This window comes from Simiaoa sunii, assembly GCF_014337175.1.
In the GTDB taxonomy this organism is placed as follows: Bacteria; Bacillota; Clostridia; order Lachnospirales; family Lachnospiraceae; genus Acetatifactor; species Acetatifactor intestinalis.
Genome location: NZ_CP060633.1, coordinates 1,819,545 through 1,839,328, shown reverse-complemented (window position 1 = coordinate 1,839,328; position 19,784 = coordinate 1,819,545). Strand labels below are relative to the sequence as shown.

15 protein-coding genes are annotated in these 19,784 nt (G+C 46.9%); all 15 read left to right on the top strand.

Translation table 11 applies throughout. The features are described from left to right. Positions 1-16: 16 nt before the first annotated feature. The 15 genes from pepT to H9Q77_RS08435 all read left to right on the top strand — a co-directional run bounded on the left by pepT (position 17) and on the right by H9Q77_RS08435 (position 19,642). Positions 17-1,249, top strand: coding sequence for a peptidase T (gene pepT, locus H9Q77_RS08505; protein ID WP_249325153.1), 1,233 nt, complete (start codon positions 17-19; stop codon positions 1,247-1,249). Positions 1,250-1,284: 35 nt separating this feature from the next. Next, the gene (gene miaB, locus H9Q77_RS08500; RefSeq protein WP_249325152.1) at positions 1,285-2,700 is read left to right on the top strand and encodes a tRNA (N6-isopentenyl adenosine(37)-C2)-methylthiotransferase MiaB; all 1,416 of its coding nucleotides are present in this window, start codon (positions 1,285-1,287) and stop codon (positions 2,698-2,700) included. 36 nt (positions 2,701-2,736) lie between these two features. Next, positions 2,737-3,789 carry a GGDEF domain-containing protein gene (locus tag H9Q77_RS08495; RefSeq protein ID WP_249325151.1) on the top strand — a complete coding sequence of 351 codons (1,053 nt, stop codon included), beginning with the start codon at positions 2,737-2,739 and terminating at the stop codon, positions 3,787-3,789. Between the two features lie 128 nt (positions 3,790-3,917). Next, entirely contained in the window at positions 3,918-5,567 is a 1,650-nt protein-coding gene (locus H9Q77_RS08490) for a SulP family inorganic anion transporter (RefSeq protein WP_118691916.1), read from the top strand. 134 nt (positions 5,568-5,701) lie between these two features. Further along, on the top strand, positions 5,702-8,359 hold the full coding sequence (gene mutS / locus H9Q77_RS08485) for a DNA mismatch repair protein MutS (RefSeq protein ID WP_249325150.1): 2,658 nt from the start codon (positions 5,702-5,704) through the stop codon (positions 8,357-8,359). Positions 8,360-8,386: 27 nt separating this feature from the next. Continuing rightward, complete coding sequence (gene mutL / locus H9Q77_RS08480; protein ID WP_249325149.1) at positions 8,387-10,405, top strand: DNA mismatch repair endonuclease MutL; 2,019 nt, start codon at positions 8,387-8,389, stop codon at positions 10,403-10,405. Continuing rightward, positions 10,405-10,881: an LURP-one-related/scramblase family protein gene (locus H9Q77_RS08475; RefSeq protein WP_118550326.1), complete on the top strand. Its 477-nt coding sequence runs from the start codon at positions 10,405-10,407 to the stop codon at positions 10,879-10,881. The genes mutL and H9Q77_RS08475 overlap by 1 nt, the downstream gene beginning before the upstream one ends. A 37-nt stretch (positions 10,882-10,918) precedes the next feature. Further along, positions 10,919-11,875, top strand: coding sequence for a tRNA (adenosine(37)-N6)-dimethylallyltransferase MiaA (gene miaA / locus H9Q77_RS08470; protein WP_249327146.1), 957 nt, complete (start codon positions 10,919-10,921; stop codon positions 11,873-11,875). Further along, positions 11,859-13,175 (top strand): methionine gamma-lyase family protein, encoded by a 1,317-nt coding sequence (locus H9Q77_RS08465; RefSeq protein ID WP_249325148.1) that lies wholly within the window; start codon positions 11,859-11,861, stop codon positions 13,173-13,175. The genes miaA and H9Q77_RS08465 overlap by 17 nt, the downstream gene beginning before the upstream one ends. Before the next feature lie 173 nt (positions 13,176-13,348). After that, positions 13,349-13,588 carry a DUF4321 domain-containing protein gene (locus tag H9Q77_RS08460; RefSeq protein ID WP_022154427.1) on the top strand — a complete coding sequence of 80 codons (240 nt, stop codon included), beginning with the start codon at positions 13,349-13,351 and terminating at the stop codon, positions 13,586-13,588. 33 nt (positions 13,589-13,621) lie between these two features. Next, positions 13,622-14,320 (top strand): RadC family protein, encoded by a 699-nt coding sequence (gene radC, locus H9Q77_RS08455; protein WP_118546911.1) that lies wholly within the window; start codon positions 13,622-13,624, stop codon positions 14,318-14,320. Positions 14,321-14,340: 20 nt separating this feature from the next. Beyond that, positions 14,341-15,351 (top strand): rod shape-determining protein, encoded by a 1,011-nt coding sequence (gene mreB, locus H9Q77_RS08450; protein ID WP_022154425.1) that lies wholly within the window; start codon positions 14,341-14,343, stop codon positions 15,349-15,351. After that, complete coding sequence (gene mreC, locus H9Q77_RS08445) at positions 15,348-16,238, top strand: rod shape-determining protein MreC (RefSeq protein ID WP_022154424.1); 891 nt, start codon at positions 15,348-15,350, stop codon at positions 16,236-16,238. The genes mreB and mreC overlap by 4 nt, the downstream gene beginning before the upstream one ends. Further along, positions 16,228-16,767: a rod shape-determining protein MreD gene (mreD, locus tag H9Q77_RS08440; protein ID WP_022154423.1), complete on the top strand. Its 540-nt coding sequence runs from the start codon at positions 16,228-16,230 to the stop codon at positions 16,765-16,767. The genes mreC and mreD overlap by 11 nt, the downstream gene beginning before the upstream one ends. Continuing rightward, on the top strand, positions 16,757-19,642 hold the full coding sequence (locus H9Q77_RS08435) for a penicillin-binding transpeptidase domain-containing protein (protein ID WP_118550330.1): 2,886 nt from the start codon (positions 16,757-16,759) through the stop codon (positions 19,640-19,642). Before mreD ends, H9Q77_RS08435 begins: the two co-directional genes overlap by 11 nt. The last annotated feature ends 142 nt before the right edge of the window (positions 19,643-19,784 follow it).

Here is a 19,784-nt window from a genome sequence, read left to right as displayed (position 1 = left end):
TGTTAGGAGTGAGATTATGACTAAGACGATAGAGAATTTTTTGCGATATGTGAAGATCGATACCCAGTCCAGTGAAGAGAGCACCACGACCCCCAGCACCATGAAGCAGCATGACCTGGCAGGTCTGCTTGTCAGTGAGCTGGAAGCTATGGGCGCCACAGAGATCACTTATGATAAGGAGCACTGCTATGTCTATGCTACCGTTCCTGCATCCGCAGGCTACGAGAATGCACCGGTACTTGGATTTATCGCCCATATGGATACATCGCCTGCGGTGACGGATACCAATGTGAAGCCCCGGATCGTAGAGCATTATGACGGAAAAGATATCGTACTGAATGCAGCAGAGAACATCGTTATGAAGACAGCGGATTTCCCGGAGCTGTTAAATTATGTGGGAAAAGATCTGATCGTGACAGACGGAACGACGCTGCTTGGCGCAGATGACAAAGCAGGTGTTGCTGAGATCATGACCATGGCGGAAGACTTGTTAAATCATCCTGAGAAAAAGCACGGCAAGATCCGCATTGGTTTCACCCCGGATGAGGAAGTCGGTGCCGGAGCGGATCATTTTGATGTGAAACTGTTTGGTGCAGATTATGCGTATACCGTAGACGGTGGTGCACTGGGCGAACTGGAATATGAGAATTTTAATGCCGCCGGGGCAAAGCTTCATGTATATGGCAGAAGTGTGCATCCCGGTTCCGCCAAAGGCAAAATGAAAAATGCCATTCTGATCGCGCAGGAGTTCCAGAAGCTGCTGCCGGTAGAGCAGAATCCAATGTATACCGAAGGCTATGAGGGCTTCTTCCATCTGGATGCTATAAGCGGCAATGTGGAGGAAGTTACTGCGGACTATATTATCCGTGATCATAACAGACAGCTGTTTGAACAGAAAAAAGAGCTGTTTTTGTCCTGTGCGGATTTCCTGAACCGGAAGTATGGGGAAGGCACCGCTATAGTGGATATGAAAGATTCTTACTATAACATGCGGGAGATCATGGAGCAGCATATGCACCTGATCGACAACGCGAAAGCTGCCATGGAAGAGTTGGGAATCGAGCCCAAAGTATCTCCCATCCGCGGCGGTACCGACGGCGCCAGACTGTCCTTCATGGGACTGCCCTGCCCGAACCTGTGCACCGGCGGAGAAAATTATCACGGCAGATATGAGTATGCCTGTGTACAGTCCATGGAAAAAACGACCGGACTATTGATCGCCATTGCAGCAAAATACGCAGACAGATAATAGATACAGATATTTAGAAAGGCAATATTTTTTATATGACAAATGTAACACAAATGAACGAAACCGACAGACAGTATTATTTTATGGAGAAAGCCTCCGGTCATGTGGCAAAGCTTGGAGAAGAACTGGGCAGAAGGCCTACCTGCTGTGTGACTACTTTCGGGTGTCAGATGAATGCCAGGGATTCGGAAAAACTGGTGGGAATCCTGGAAAAAGTTGGCTATGAGATCATTGAAGATGAGAATGCGGACTTTGTGATCTATAATACCTGTACGGTGAGAGATAACGCCAACCAGCGTGTCTATGGAAGACTGGGAGTATTAAACGGCTATAAAAGGAAAAATCCTCATATGAAGATCGCACTGTGCGGCTGTATGATGCAGGAACCCACCGTGATCGAGAAGATTAAAAACAGTTACCGCTTCGTGGATCTGATCTTCGGAACTCATAATATTTTCAAATTCGCAGAGCTGTTATGCTCCCTGTTTGAAAATGAGGGAATGGTCATTGATATCTGGAAGGATACGGACAAGATCGTGGAAGATCTGCCGGTGGAGAGAAAGTATTCTTTCAAATCAGGTATCAATATTATGTTCGGCTGCAATAATTTCTGCAGCTATTGTATTGTCCCCTATGTCCGCGGCAGAGAGCGAAGCCGTAATCCGAAGGATATCATCCGGGAGATCGAGGGTCTGGTGGCAGACGGCGTTGTAGAGATCATGCTGCTGGGACAGAATGTAAATTCTTACGGTAAAAATCTGGAAGAGCCCATTACCTTTGCACAGCTTTTGCAGGATGTAGAAAGGATCAAAGGATTGGAGCGGATCCGTTTCATGACCTCCCACCCCAAAGATCTGTCGGATGAGCTGATCGAGGTGATGAAGCATTCCAAGAAGATCTGCAGACATCTCCATCTTCCTTTGCAATCCGGTTCCACGAAGATATTAACAGCAATGAACCGCCGTTATACCAAGGAACAGTATCTGGAGCTGGCGGAGAAGATCCGTAAGGAGATTCCGGATATGGCGATCACTACGGATATTATTGTAGGATTCCCAGGAGAGACGAAGGAAGACGTAGACGAGACCATCGATGTGATCCGTCGCGTAAAATATGACAATGCTTTTACCTTTATTTATTCCAAACGAACCGGAACACCGGCGGCAGCCATGGAACAGGTGCCGGAGGAACTGGTAAAGGAGCAGTTTGACCGGGTGCTTAAGACCGTGCAGGAGACAGCCAGAGAACAGGTATCCAGGTATCAGGGACAGATCTGCGATGTGCTGGTAGAAGAGATCAATGAAAATGACAGTTCCTTAGTGACCGGAAGAATGTCAAATAATACGCTGGTACATTTTCCGGGTGATATATCACTGGTGGGAAAGCTTGTGAATGTTTCACTGGATGAATGTCATGGATTTTATTATATGGGACATATGGTTCAGTCATGAATATGACAGGCGAATAAATAGTAAAAGGGAATCGAAATGGAAGAACAAGAGGAGAAAAAGAGAATAGAACTGGAACAGGACATGTCCTGGAAAATGTATCAGATTCTGACGATAACGGCGTGCATTGCAAATCTGATCGGAACAATCTGCAATTTCTGCATTCACGGTATGAAACTGCCGACCATACTTTGCGGGATATGCCTGCTGATGATCGTGACCATCAGTATTGTCGGATGGACTACGAAAAATGTGCAAATACCGGCTGTCCTGATCATATTAATACTTGTATGGTTTGAATTTCCTTATTTGTATTATTGCTACGGGGATGCCTCTATCGTATATCTGGTCCTGGGGGTCGTTGGACTGGCGATATTTTTCCCGAGAAATGTGGTGATCGTTTCTTTTACGGTCACACTGCTGGAATATCTGGTGATCATGATGAGCAGCTTTGAACGGCCTTCCGTATGGAGAAATATGGATGAAGCGGGTAAAATAGGAACTACGCTTGGGTCCTTTGTTATTGTGGGAGTGTCTGTATTTGCCATGATATTTGAATTGCTCAGAAGTTACGAGGAACAACGAAAGCAATTGCTGAGTCTGAGTGAGGATCTGAACTTTGCAGCGAACCATGATCCTCTGACCAGGCTGTATAATCGGCGCTATCTTGTAAATCAGGTGAATGAATGGATATGCAAGCCGGAGAAGAGCTTCTGGATCGTATTGATGGATGTAGATGATTTCAAGGCAGTCAATGATACCTATGGGCATGTATATGGGGATGATGTACTGCGGGAAGCCGGCAGACTGATGCTGGAAGAAATGATGGGAAAAGGAATCGCAGCCCGGTTCGGCGGCGAGGAGTTTATGCTGGTGTTTGAACAGGATGATCGGGAACAAGTGTTACATTCATTCCGGAATATCCAGGAAGGCTTAAGGAGATATTCCCAGAATACCAGACAGATGGATATTACCATCAGCGGTGGAATGGAACGTTATGAGGCTGATAAACAGCTGGATCTATTGTTTACTTCTGTGGACCGGAAATTATATACTGCCAAAAATAACGGTAAAAACCGTATTGTAGAATAGGTTTAAAATAATAAAAAGTCTTGCAAAGCTTAAAAAATAGAGCTATGATAAGACCCGTGTGATTTTATAAAAATTTTATAATTTCACACGGGTCTTTTTACTGAGGAGATTATATTGAGGAGAATGTTATGGAAAAATTGAAACCGAAGCTTTTCTCAGTGATGAAAAGCTACACGAAAGAACAGTTTGTAAAAGATGTGATCGCAGGTATCATTGTGGCGATCATTGCTCTGCCCTTATCCATTGCACTGGCACTGGCTTCCGGAGTAACACCGGAAAAGGGTATCTATACAGCAATCACCGCAGGCTTTGTGATCTCTTTCTTAGGGGGCAGCCGCGTACAGATCGCAGGTCCTACTGCGGCATTTGCCACCATTGTTGCAGGAATTGTAGCGAAGAACGGCATGGACGGTCTGATCATCGCGACATTGTTAGCGGGTGTGATCCTGATCCTGATGGGATTTTTACGACTTGGCAATCTGATCAAGTTTATCCCCTATACGATCACCACCGGTTTTACTTCCGGTATTGCTGTGACGATCTTTATCGGACAGATCAAGGACTTCCTGGGACTGACCATTGTCAGCGAAGAGCCGCTGATCGAGACCATGGATAAACTGAAAGCAGTATTTCAGTTCATCTCCACCACAAATGTGCAGGCACTGCTTGTAGGTGTGATCAGTCTCCTGATCCTGATCCTGTGGCAGTATCTGCCGGGCTTTTGCAAGAAGATTCCCCCTTCTCTGATCGCAGTACTGGTGGGAAGTGCCATGGTTGCACTACTTAACATGAATGTAAATACGATCGGAGATCTGTATGAGATTTCCAATAAGCTTCCGTCAATTTCTCTGCCCGCCTTCAGCCTGAAGACGGTACAGAACGTCCTGCCGGATGCTTTTACCATCGCGATTCTGGCTGCCATTGAGTCATTGCTTTCCTGCGTGGTAGCGGACAGTATGGTGAACAGCAGACATCGTTCCAATATGGAACTGATCGCCCAGGGCGCCGGCAACATTACTTCCGCATTGTTCGGTGGGATCCCCGCCACCGGAGCCATTGCGAGAACTGCTGCCAATGTGAAAAACGGCGGACGTACCCCCATTGCCGGTATGGTGCATTCCGTGACACTTTTGTTGATCCTGGTAGTACTGATGCCTTATGCGGCACTGATTCCCATGCCCACTATTGCAGCCATTCTGTTCATGGTGGCTTACAATATGTGCGACTGGCGTAAATTCATAGGTCTGTGCAAGACCGCACCCAAGAGTGACATTATCGTTCTGGTGACCACATTTGTACTGACTGTCGTATTTGATCTGGTAGTAGCGATAGAGGTAGGTATTTTACTGGCGGCCATTCTGTTCATGAAGCGTATGAGTGATGTGACGGAAGTGGAAGGCTGGAAATATGTGGATGATGAGGATGATGCGGACAGCGTGTCCTTAAGAGTCGTACCTCACAATACCATGGTATATGAAGTGAGCGGTCCCTTATTCTTCGGTGCAGCGGACAAGATCCTGAAGATCACATTAGATGAGAAGATGAACTGCCTGGTACTGCGTATGCGCAGCGTGAGCGCCATCGACGCCACGGCCATGCATAATCTGGAGCAGTTATATGCAGACTGTAAGAAGAAAAACATCCAGATCATTCTGTCCCATGTAGGGGAACAGCCCATGCATGTCATGGAGAAGAGCGGCTTCTTAGATAAGGTGGGCAGAGAAAATGTCTGTGCCCATATTGATGATGCACTGGAACGCGCAGCAAAGCTGCAGTAAGTGTGAAAAACTATCATTTTTCATATGGGTTCTTTAATTTACAACCTCAATATTTTGTGCTAAGATAGATGCGGATACGCAAGCTTTTGCGTGTCCGCTTTGTCGTGGATCCTTTTACAGAACAGGAGAAGATCATGGCTGAATTGACACCAATGATGCAAAAATATATGGAGACCAAGGAGCAGTATAAGGACTGTATCCTTTTTTATCGTCTGGGAGATTTCTATGAAATGTTTTTCGACGATGCTTTGGTGGCTTCCAAGGAACTGGAGATCACACTGACGGGAAAAAGCTGTGGCCTGGAGGAACGTGCGCCCATGTGCGGCATTCCTTATCATGCCGTGGAAGGCTATCTGTCCAAGCTGGTAAGCCGCGGCTATAAAGTGGCTATCTGCGAACAGGTGGAGGATCCGAAGCTTGCCAAGGGATTGGTGAAGAGGGAAGTGATCCGTGTGGTGACTCCCGGTACCAACTTAAACGTACAATCTCTGGAAGCCGGCAAAAATAATTATCTGCTGAGCATTGCCTATACTCCGGATGGCATCGGTATCTCGGCGGCAGATGTAACTACCGGTGATTATTATGTGACTGAAGTCGAAGATCTGAAAAAATTAAATGATGAACTGATGAAGTACGAACCTTCAGAGATCATCTGCAACGAGGCTTTTTTAGTCAGTGGCTTTGATGTGAATGATTTAAAGTCCCGCTTACATATCTCCGTCAATGCGTTGGAATCCCATATGTTCGATGATGACGGCTGCAGACGGATCCTGATGAAACATTTTAAGGTAAATACGCTGATCGGACTTGGTGTCGAAGAATTCCCTACGGGACTTTTAGCGGCGGGAGCACTGTTACAGTATCTGTATGATACCCAGAAGACAGATCTGGAGCATTTTACCCATATTTATCCCTATCTTACCAGCAAATATATGCTGCTGGACAGTTCCACCAGAAGAAATCTGGAACTGACGGAGACTCTCAGAGAGAAGCAGAAGAGAGGCTCTCTTCTGTGGGTGTTAGATAAGACGAAGACCGCCATGGGCGCCAGACTTCTGCGCAATTACATCGAACAGCCGTTGATCGAAAAGGATGAGATGGAGAAGCGTCTGGATGCCATTCAGGAGCTGAATCAGGATTCCATCTCCAGGGATGAGATCCGGGAATACTTAAATCCCATCTACGATCTGGAACGACTGCTCAGTAAGGTGACTTATAAGACGGCAAATCCCAGAGATCTGATCGCATTTCGGAATTCCCTGGAGATGCTGCCGCCGATTAAGACGGTGCTGTCTGTCTTTGAAAAAGAAGAACTGACGGAAATTCGGGAGCAGATTGACGGCCTGGAGGATATTTATCAGCTGATCGATGAAGCAATCATTGACGAACCGCCCCTGTCCATCCGGGAAGGCGGGATGATCAAGGATCAGTTCGATGAGACCATAGACAGACTGCGAAGCGCCAAACATGACGGAAAACAGTGGCTGGCACAGTTGGAGGAAGAAGACAGAGAACGTACCGGAATCAAGAATCTGAAGATCAAATATAACAAGGTCTTCGGTTATTATTTCGAGGTGACCAATTCTTATAAGGATCTGGTGCCGGAGGACTATATCCGCAAGCAGACCCTGGCAAATGCGGAACGATATACCACACCACGATTAAAGGAACTGGAAGACACTATTTTAAATGCGGAGGACAAGTTACAGACACTGGAATACGATGTCTTCTGCAAAATCCGGGATACCATTGCACAGGAACTGGTCCGCATCCAGAACACCGCGAAAGCGATCGCAAAGCTGGATGTGTATGCGTCTTTGTCGTTGGTTTCGGAACGAAATCATTATGTACGTCCGAAGTTAAATGAAAAGGGTGTTATTGACATCAAGGACGGAAGACACCCTGTGGTGGAACAGATGATCACCAATGATATGTTTATTGCCAATGACACTTATCTGGATAATGGAAGCCACTGTATCAGTGTCATTACCGGCCCTAATATGGCGGGTAAGTCCACTTACATGCGTCAGACGGCACTGATCGTACTGATGGCGCAGATCGGGTGCTTCGTGCCGGCCAGAACCGCTAATATCGGTATTGTAGACCGGATCTTTACCCGCGTGGGAGCTTCGGATGATCTGGCCAGCGGTCAGTCCACTTTTATGGTGGAGATGAATGAAGTGGCGAATATCTTACGAAATGCCACATCCAAGAGCCTTCTGATCTTAGACGAGATCGGAAGAGGTACTTCCACTTTTGACGGATTGAGCATTGCCTGGGCAGTGATCGAACATATCAGCAACCGCAAGCTTTTAGGAGCCAAGACACTGTTCGCTACCCATTACCATGAGCTGACCGAGCTGGAAGGCAAAATGAACAATGTGAACAACTATTGCATTGCTGTGAAAGAATGTGGCGACGATATCGTGTTCTTGCGTAAGATCGTAAAAGGAGGTGCGGACAAGAGCTACGGCATCCAGGTAGCGAAGCTGGCAGGTGTGCCGGACATGGTCATCGACCGTGCCAAGGAGATCGTGGAACAACTGTCGGACAATGATATTACGGAAAAGGTGCAGAGCATTGCTATCGATAATAAAAACGATGGTAAGGCAAAAAAACAGCCCAAATACGATGAGGTGGATCTGGCACAGATGTCTCTGTTCGACACTGTGACGGATGAGGATATTCTGAAGGAACTGATGGAGATCGAGGTGACGACGCTGACCCCATTAGATGCACTGAACACTCTGTACCGGTTACAGAATAAGCTGAAGAACCGCTGGAACGGTTAGATATAAGGGAAAGGCATAGGTAGATATATGGGAATACATGTACTGGACTCCCGGACGATTGACAGGATCGCTGCCGGTGAGGTGGTAGAACGACCTGCCAGCGTGGTGAAGGAGCTGGTGGAAAATGCCATAGATGCCGGTTCCACGGCGATTACGGTAGAGGCAAAAGAAGGCGGTATTGAGTTCATCCGTGTGACGGATAACGGCTGCGGCATTGAACGGGAACAGCTTCCCACGGCGTTTCTGCGTCATGCCACGAGCAAAATCGAAGATGCGGATGACTTGAACCATATTGCAAGCCTTGGCTTCCGCGGTGAGGCTCTATCCAGTATCGCTGCGGTATCCCGTGTGGAGATCATCACCAAGAGAAAAGAGAACCTCACCGGAACCCGCATGGTGTTAGAGGGGGCAAAGGAACAGTCCATCGATGAGATCGGCGCGCCGGACGGTACCACATTCCTCATGAGGAATCTGTTCTTCAACACGCCGGTACGCCGGAAATTTTTAAAACAGCCTGCCACGGAGGGTAGTTATATCACGGATCTGATGGAACATCTGGCACTGTCCAGACCGGATATCTCTTTCAAATTCGTACTGGGGAATCAGACCAGATTCCATACCTCCGGAAACGGTGACCTGCGGGAAGTCATCTACCGGATCTACGGCAGAGAGATCGCCGCACAGCTGGTACCGATCCAGATGGAAGAAAACGGCATTAAGGTAGAGGGGTATCTGGGCAAACCGGTACTGGTGCGTTCCAACCGCAATTTTGAGATCTATTTTATCAACGGTCGTTTTATCCGCAGCGGTGTGATTGCCAAAGCCATTGAAGAAGGTTATAAGCAGTATCTGATGCAGCATAAATTTCCGTTGTGCGTGCTGCATATTACGATGGATACGGAGACCGTGGATGTGAACGTACATCCCTCCAAAATGGATGTGCGGTTCTCTGACGGCATGGCATTTGCCAGACTGCTGAGCGAGAAGATAGCAATAACCCTGCGAAACCGGGAAATGATCCCGGATGCTTCCTTAGAGGATGAAAAATCCATTCAGAAAAAGGAGCAGGAAGACAGAAAAGCTTCCTGGAAGGAACACACGCCGGAGGTGTTCGAGAAAAAAAGAGAAGAAAGCTACCGCGTCATGGAGGCTGCCAAATATGAGGCGGTACCGAAAGACCGGAGGGAATTTATACAGAAGCCGATCTGGCAGGAGACACATGCAGGTATACAGACGAGTCTCCGTAAACCGGAACCGGTAAGTGAGCAGACAGAGGTACAATCTATTGCACCTGCGGCAACACCGGAATCGAAAGAGGACGATTTTTTCGTAGAGGCAGCACCGCTGGAGCCAAGGGATGAGACTTCATCAGAGCCTGTTATCTGCCCGGAGACCGCTGAGGTGATGGTGAAGGATGTACAGCAGATAAATCTGTTTGAAGAGAAACTGTTATCTGTGCAGAACCGCAGCCGCTACCGTATCATCGGACAGGTCTTCGATACCTACTGGCTGATCCAGTTCGAGGATAAGCTGTTCATCATTGACCAGCATGCCGCCCATGAGAAGGTGAAATACGAGCGCCTGATGAAACAGTTCCACGAAAAGAGCGTGGTCTCCCAGCGCCTGATGCCTCCCATCATTGTCAGCCTGACGGGGCAGGAGGAAAGTATTCTTCATACTTATGAGGATGCTTTTACACAGCTCGGATTCGAGATCGAAGCCTTCGGCGGCAACGAATATGCCCTGCGCAGTGTCCCGGTAGATCTCTATGGATGCAGTGAGAGAGAACTGTTTTTAGCGGTGCTTGATGAACTGTCCCAGGAGACCGGAGGCCGCGGCAGCTTCCAGGTCATCGAGGAGAAGATCGCATCCATGTCCTGTAAGGCAGCTGTTAAAGGTAACAACCGATTAAGCCTTCAGGAGGCGGAACAGCTGATCGATGAACTTCTGACACTGGATAACCCCTATAATTGTCCCCACGGCAGACCCACCATCATTACTATGACGGAGACTGACCTGGAGAAGAAATTTAAGAGGATCGTATAATGCGTTTACTGATCAAACAACGAGTGTTTTCCTGGACAGATTCTTATGATGTCTATGATGAGAACGAAAATGCAAAATACTTTGTAAAGGCGGAATTTTTCTCCCTGGGACACCAGTTACACATATATGACAGAAACGATCGTGAACTGGGAGTTATCAGGCAGCGGCTGTTTACCCTGCTTCCGGCATTTGAAATCGAAATCAACGGGCAGGTGAAAGGCGAGATCCGCAAACAGTTTTCTTTTTTCAAACCCAGATACGAGATTGATTATAACGGCTGGCGCGTGGAAGGAGATTTTCTGGGATGGGATTATGATGTATACAACGGATGCAGCAGTATCATTCATATCTCCAAGGAACTGTTCCATTGGGGAGATACCTACACGATTAACTTTGTTGATCCTAAGGACGAACTGGAAGGACTGATGTTAGTCATTGCTATCGATGCTGCAAACTGCACCCAGAATAATGGATAATGTGTAAGGAAGAAAAAGTATGTCGGTAACACAATCTATAAAAAGACCGTTAGTCGTACTGACCGGTCCCACCGCAGTTGGTAAGACGAAACTGTCCATTGCCCTGGCGAAAGCTATAGGTGGGGAGATCCTGTCAGCCGATTCCATGCAGGTATATAAACATATGGATATCGGATCCGCCAAGATCCGCCCTGAGGAAATGCAGGGAGTGTCCCATCATCTGATCGACATTCTGGAGCCGTGGGAAGAATTTAATGTGGTGGTATTTCAGAAACGGTGCCTGGAAAGCATGGAACAGATCTATGACAGAGGGCATATCCCAATCCTGGTGGGAGGCACCGGGTTCTATATTCAGGCGGTGCTTCGGGGTATTGATTTTACGGAGAACGAAGAGAACACCGAATACCGGGAAAAAATAGAACAGCTTGCGAAAGAAAAGGGACCGGAAGTACTACATGAGATGCTCAGAAAAATTGATCCGGTTTCAGCAGAGAACATTCATGCAAACAATATCAAGAGAACCATCCGTGCACTGGAATATTATGAACTGACCGGAGAACCCATCTCTGCGCATAATGAAAGGGAAAAAGAGCGCACGAGCCCATACAATTTCAGCTATTTTGTCCTGACGGATGACAGAGAAAATCTGTATGCGCGGATCGAAACCCGTATCGATGAAATGCTGTCGGAAGGACTGGTGGAGGAAGTCAGAAGTCTGAAAAAAATGGGCTGTCACAGAGGAATGGTATCCATGCAGGGGCTGGGCTATAAAGAGATCCTGGAGTACCTGGACGGAGAATGCAGCCTGGAGGAAGCGGTGTATACTCTGAAGCGGGACACCAGGCACTTTGCCAAGAGACAGCTGACCTGGTTCCGTAGGGAGAACGCAGTTACCTGGCTGGATAAACAGCAATTTGACTATGACGAAGAGAAAATTTTAGAATATATGATAAAGGAATTAGGAGAAAAAGGGATCTATGAAAAACAGCAATAACAGTAATGAAGAAATGTATCTTTCCATGGGGATCAGCAAGACGGTATATGACTATGGGTGTGCCATTGAGAAAAGCCTGCGGGAGCGTTTTGACGAGGTGGACCGGAATGCGGAGTATAATCAGTTAAAGGTGGTAAAAGCCATGCAACAGCATCAGGTAAGTGAAGCCTGCCTGCTGGGTACTACCGGCTACGGATATAACGATCTGGGAAGAGATACCTTAGAGGCGGTTTATGCGGCAACGTTCCACACAGAGGATGCTCTGGTGCGTCCCCAGATCACCTGTGGTACCCATGCACTGGCACTGGCTCTGATGAGCAACTTAAGACCCGGAGACGAGCTGCTGTCCCCCGTAGGCAAGCCTTATGATACTTTGGAAGAAGTCATCGGCATCCGCCCTTCTAAAGGGTCTCTGGCAGAATATGGTGTAACCTATCGCCAGGTAGACCTGCTGCCGGACGGAAGCTTTGACTATGATAAGATCCGTGAAAACATTAATGAGAAGACCCATCTGGTAACCATTCAGAGATCCAAGGGATATCAGACCAGACCGACCCTGTCCGTACAGCGGATCGGCGAGCTGATCGCCTTTATCAAAGGCATCAAGCCGGATGTGATCTGTATGGTGGATAACTGCTACGGAGAATTCGTGGAGACGATGGAACCCTCCGATGTGGGTGCGGACATGATCGTGGGATCCCTCATCAAAAACCCCGGTGGCGGACTGGCACCTATTGGCGGTTATATTGCCGGTAAAAAAGAGTGTGTGGAAAATGCTGCATACCGTCTGACATCCCCGGGACTCGGTAAGGAAGTAGGAGCATCTCTTGGCATTCTGAAGGATTTTTATCAGGGATTTTTCCTGGCACCTACTGTGACGGCGGGTGCATTAAAGGGAGCGATCTTTGCAGCTAATGTCTATGAAAAATTAGGTTTTGCGGTAGTACCGAATGGTACGGAGAGCAGACATGATATTATCCAGGCGGTAACGTTTGGACAGCCGGAAGGCATCATCGGCTTCTGCCAGGGAATTCAGGCAGCGGCTCCGGTAGACAGCCATGTGACACCGGAACCCTGGGATATGCCGGGATATGATGCACAGGTCATCATGGCGGCAGGGGCATTCGTATCCGGATCCTCCATTGAACTGTCCGCAGATGGTCCCATTAAGCCACCCTATGCCGTATATTTTCAGGGTGGACTGACCTGGCAGCATGCCAAGTTCGGCATTTTGAAATCCCTGCAGGCGTTGCTGCAGAAGGGAATCGTGACAGAAGAACAGCTAAGGCAGGCAATGTAGAACCTGCCAGGAAATACGAATCCTGTAGAAAAAGCGCAAAATAAAATCCACTAAATTTGTGTACAGAAGAAGCTTTTTGTGATAGTATTAAAAGACGTATGGAAGATGGAGGCTCGCGGGGAGCACCCCATCGGATCCGGAAAGTGTACACGAAGGAAAGAAGAGGAAGTAGTTTGAAGAGAATTAATTGGGTTTTGGTTGTACTGGTGCTGATCGGATTTGTGATCGGCAGATTTATAGGAACTTACTTTGACGGTACCTTTCTGAATTACGGACAAAATTTCGGACTCAGCAGTCCGGTAGAACTGAATCTTGGTTTTATCATTCTTACCTTTGGGCTGGAGTTCAATATTACCATAGCGAGTGTGATCGGTGTGATCATTTCGTTTGTGGTATATCGTTTTATCCGTTAGATATCATACGTCGGAGAAGGCAGAAGGAGACTTATGCCTGCAAAATTAACACAACATGTAACGGATTTACAGCTGCCTTATGAGAGATTCTTAAACTTCGGACCGGAGAACCTTACGGAGGCGGAACTTCTGGCAGTCATCCTGCGGACAGGAACCAAAGATACTTCCGCAGTGGAGCTGGCAGAAAAGGTCCTGGCACTGGCAAAATATCCCAGGGAAGGACTTTTGGGTCTGCACGATGTAAGCGTGGAGGAATTGACACAGATCCGTGGGATCGGCATAGTGAAAGCAGTGAAATTAAAATGCATCGCTGAATTATCCAATCGTATGAGCCGGGCGAGAGCAAGCACCGGGATCTGTTTTACCCGTGCGGATATGGTGGCGGAATATTTCATGGAGAAGCTGCGACATAAGGATACAGAATGTGTGTATCTGCTCTGCCTGGATGCCAAGGGACAGTTGATCCGGGAGAAAAAGCTGTCGGACGGCTGTGTGAACATGGCTCTGATCTCTCCCAGAGAGATATTTTTAGAAGCATTGAAAGACAAAGCGGTGAATATCATCCTTGTGCATAACCATCCCAGCGGTGATCCGACGCCAAGCAGAGCGGACAGAGAACTTACCGACAACGTGGCTGGAGCGGGAGAACAGATGGATATTCCACTGTTAGACCACATTATTATCGGGGATAACAGGTATACTAGCTTTAAAGAACAAAAATTATTGAGATGATATAAGAAAGGAAAACGACAGTGGCAAACAACGCATTCGGTATCGACCTCGGTACCAACAATATAAAGATCTATAATCGCAATGATGACAACATTATGATCGAGAAGAATATGATTGCCATCGAAAACAAAAATACTTTATTTGCTTACGGAAACTCTGCATTTGAAATGTATGAAAAAGCGCCCAGTAATATTCATATTTCTTATCCGCTTTCCAACGGTGTGATCGCGGATATTAAAAATATGGAGACTCTGGTGAAGTATTTTATCGGAGATCTGCAAAAAGGCAATACCAAGCCTTCCGATTTCTTCATTGCGGTGCCGACGGATGTCACTGAGGTGGAAAAAAGGGCGTTCTACGATCTGGTCAAGGGAGCAAACGTAAAAGCTAAAAAGATCATGGTAGTGGAAAAGGCGGTAGCCGACGGCCTGGGACTGGATATCGATGTGAAAAATTCCCAGGGTGTGCTGGTGGTAAATGTCGGTTACGAGACCACGGAGATCTCCATTCTGTCTTTGGGTGGTATCGTATTAAGCCGTCTGATCAAGGTGGGTGGTATGAAATTCGACGATGCCATCCGTGCCGCGGTCAGAAGAGAATTCTCACTGATCATTGGTGGCAAGACAGCGGAAAATGTAAAGATTGCCCTGAAAGAACTGGAAGAAGAGGGCAAGGGTGCCATCGTATACGGCAGAGATATTGTGACCGGTCTTCCGGTAGAACGTGAGATCCCCACAAAAATGGTGGATGAGTCCCTGGAAGAGCATTTCAATACGATTATCGATAATGTAAAGGTGATTTTGGAGAGAACTCCGCCCGAACTGGCAGCGGATATTTATCGTCACGGCATTTATCTGACCGGCGGCGCATCCCAGGTGAACCATTTAGCTGAGAGACTGGCAACCGGCACCGGACTGCATGTTAATGTAGCAGAGAATCCTCTGACCAGCGTGGCAATGGGACTTGCCAAGATCATCAAGGATGATAACTATAAATCTGTAGCTTACGCAATTGAAGGGATGAGTAAATGAGCCCAGTCGTAAAAAGAAAAGGGGAGAGGTTTACTTTACCGAGTAAATATCTCCTTTTTATTTTAACTATCCTGTGTACTGTAATGATGTTGGTGACCTTCGGGACCAATGTGTTTAACCGCCCGTTTAACCGTGTGGTGGGATATGTGATCGTTCCCTTTGAACAGGGCATCGCTAAGGCGGGAGAATGGCTATCAAACCGTTCGGATGAACTGGTGCAGATCCGCACACTTTTAGCGGAGAACAGTGCCCTGAAGGAGCAGGTGGCATCGCTCACGGAGGAAAACACTCTGCTGCAGCAGGACAAATATGAATTGAATGAATTAAGAGGCTTATTGGAGCTGGATGAGGAATACGGTGATTATAATAAGATCGGAGCCCGGATCATCAGCAGAGATTCCGGCAACTGGTATTCTTCCTTTGTTATTGATAAGGGATCCAATGACGGACTGGCGGACGATATGAATGTTATAGCGGGGGGAGGCCTGGTAGGCCGCATTACTTCTGTGGGCCCGAACTGGTCCAGAGTGACTTCGATCATCTCCGATAATTCCAACGTCAGCGGCATGACACTGGCTACCGGGGATAACCTGATCGTATCGGGAGACCTGCAGCTTATGGCGCAGGGAGTCATTTCCTTTAGCAAACTGGTGGACAGTCAGGATGCGGTTGTGGAGGGAGATAAGGTAGTCACTTCCGATATCAGTGACAAATATCTTCCGAATATCCTGATCGGTTATATCAGCACGATCAATAAGGATACCAACAATCTGACCAAGTCGGGATATTTAACTCCGGTGGTGGATTTTGAACATCTGAGTGAAGTCCTGGTGATCACAGATAAAAAGCAACAGATTCCAAGCGGAGGAAACACGGATGGAAAATAATAGCAGTATCCTGCGAAAAGTGATTGTGACTCTGTTTGTTGTCCTGTGCTTCATTTTACAATGCAGTGTATTTAACAGCCTTGCGCTGGGAGGGATCATTCCTAATCTGATGATCATTCTGACTTCTTCTTTCGGATTTATGAGAGGGGAAAAGGAAGGACTTCTGATCGGTTTTTTCAGCGGGCTGTTATGCGATATCTTTTTTGGCAGTTTTTTAGGTTTCTATGCCATGATCATGATGTACATAGGATTTATAAACGGGAAATTCTGCAGAATCTTTTATCCGGAGGATATTAAATTGCCGTTGGCACTCATTGTGGTGAGCGATATTTCCTATGGACTGTTGTGCTATATTCTGATGTTTCTTCTGAGAGGGCGTTTTCATTTCCCGTATTATTTTACAAGAGTGATCCTGCCGGAAGCACTCTATACCATTGTTGTAACGATCGTGTTATATCCTCTGATTCTGAAAGTGAACCAGAAGCTGGAGGAAAAGGAAAAAAGGAGCGCACAGAAATTTGTTTCATGAAATAAGAGATCACATCATAAATATTGTGACCAGCAGACTGACTGTACTTACCATAATGTTTTTCTTTTTTGCCGGAGTACTGGTCTATCGCTGTTTTAATCTGCAGATCATCAATGGAGAAGAGTACCTGAATGATTTTATTCTGCAGATTGAGAAGACGAGAGATATTACCAGCACCAGAGGCCGGATCCTGGATCGTAACGGTAATGTACTGGCGGAAAATGAACTGGCTTATTCCGTGAAGATCGAGGATGTATTTGAGTCAAGCCGGAATAAAAATGCCGAGGTGAATGATGTTGTGTACCGACTGATCAAGCTGATTGAGAAAAACGGTGACAGCGTCATCACGGATTTTAAAATTGTCATTGATGAGGATGGGGATTATGTCTATTCTGTAGATGGAACCGCATTGCTGCGTTTCCAGGCGGATGTGCTTGGTTATAAGACGGTAGACAAGCTCTCTGAAGAAGAGAAGGCTATGACAGCCCAGGAACTAATGGAATACTTAAGCCGGGCAAAAGGTTTTGCCATCGGACAGTATGAGGATCCGGAAGATCGTACTTCACCTTTTATTGTCGGAAAAGGTTATACGAAGGAAGAATGGCTGCAGATGGTGACCATCCGGTATGCCATGAATCTGACCTCCTTCCGAAAATATGTGGGAACTACCGTGGCAACGAATGTCAGCGAGAAAACAGTTGCTGTCATTATGGAGAATTCCGACCAGTTAGACGGTGTTTCCATTGTGGAAGATACGGTGAGACATTACATAGACAGCAAGTATTTCGCACATATACTCGGTTATACCGGCAAAATCTCTTCCGATGAACTGACGGATCTGAATGAACAGGTGGTGGCAGAAGGCGGAAACGAGGATGCCTATACCATTAATGATGTCGTAGGAAAAAGTGGCATTGAGTCCTATATGGAGACCACTCTGCAGGGGACCAAGGGCAGTGAAAAAGTGGTGGTAGATAATACCGGTAAGGTAATTACCATCCTGGAGCGGAAAGAGGCCCAGCCGGGAGCGGACGTCTACCTGACCATTGACAAGGATCTTACGGAAGCAGTCTACAATATTGTGGAGCAAAAACTGGCAGGCCTGGTATCCAGCAAGATTATCAATGCCAAAGAGTTTAATCTGCCGGAAAATGCGAAAAGCTCCTCAATTAAGATTCCGATCTATGATGTATATTTTACAATGATCAATAATAATATTCTGGATCGCAAACACTTTGAGGCAGAGGATGCCGGTGAAACGGAACGGGCGGTATATGCGGCATATCTGGAGTACAAGCAGGGTGTCTATGATAAACTGAATTATGAACTGACAGAAGGCGGAACTCCTTATAACAAGCTTTCCAAAGAATATCAGGTATACCAGAGCAATATCGTAAGTCTCTTAAGAGACGACGGCGTGATCATGAAGGAACTTGTAGATGACAATGATGCCACCCAGATCGCATGGGCCAAGGATGAAGTCATCTCGCTGAAGGAATATCTCCAGTATTGCATTGCCATGAACTGGATCGATGTAAGCAGGCTGGATCTGAATGAAAAGTATTCGGATTCTGCGGAGGTGTATAACAAGCTTCAGGAGTATATCATAGAGACAATTGAGCATACTACAGAATTCCAAAAACGGTTTTACAAATATATGCTTTTAAATGATAAGATCACCGGAAGACAGATCTGCATGCTGTTGTGTGAACAACGTGTGGTAGATATTCCCGCAGAGGATGAAGAGGCATTGTATGCCGGTAAAATGTCGGCATATCAGTTCATGATGAACCGGATCACCAATCTGGAGATTACGCCGGCACAGCTGGCGCTGGATCCCTGCAATGCTTCGGTGGTCATAACGGATGTCAATACCGGTGATGTACTGGCCATGGTGTCTTATCCGGGATATGACAATAACAAAATGGCAAATACTGTGGATGCGGAATATTATGCCCGTCTGAACGCGGACAAATCCAGTCCGCAGCTGAATTTTGCCACACAGTATAAGGCGGCACCCGGATCAACCTTCAAGATCGTATCCGCTACGGCGGGACTGATGGAGAACGTGATCAATCTGCAGACCAAGGTGAATTGTGTCGGAACCTTCACTGAGATCACTCCGTCTCCCAGATGTTGGAAGATATCTGGACATGGGTATGAAAATGTGACTTCAGCGATCAAGGATTCCTGTAACTATTTCTTCTATAATGTGGGTTACCAGCTGGCAACGAGCAGCGGTAGTTACAATGAGGAAGCAGGTTTGGAGACATTGAGCAAATATGCGGATCTATACGGTCTGACCGATAAGTCCGGGGTAGAGATCGGCGAGTATGCGCCGGATGTATCTACCAAGGACCCGGTGCGTTCCGCCATCGGCCAGGGCAGTAACAGTTATACTACGGTAGGTCTGGCCAGATATGTTACCACGATTGCCAACAGCGGAACCTGTTATAATCTGACTTTGTTGGATAAAACAACGGATTCCCGGGGAAATCTTCTGAAAGAATATCATGCGGAAGTGAGAAATCAGATCGATCTGCCGCAGGAGTATTGGAATGCGTTCCATCTGGGAATGCGACAGGTAGTGGAAAATAAGAAATATTTCAGCGATCTGGCGGTAAATGTTGCAGGTAAGACCGGTACGGCAGAGCAGACGGCATCCAGACCCAACCATGCACTTTTCATCTGCTATGCCCCCTATGAGAATCCGGAGATCGCCATCGCAACGAGAATTCCTTTTGGATATTCTTCTGATTATGCAGCACAGTTTACCAGAGATATTATTAAGTATTATTATGGACTGGCAGAGGAAGATGATCTGATCACCGGCACCGCAGATTCACTGGATAATGCAGTATCCAACGAGATGTAACTATCCGGAGTCAGGTAAACACGGGCAGATGAACGTCGAATGCTGGCATTCGTAAGAGAATCTGACAGGGTTTATATGACGAAGTAACCACATTCGCAAAAGGAAAGCTTTAAAGAAGCGATTATGCGAATGTGGGACTCCG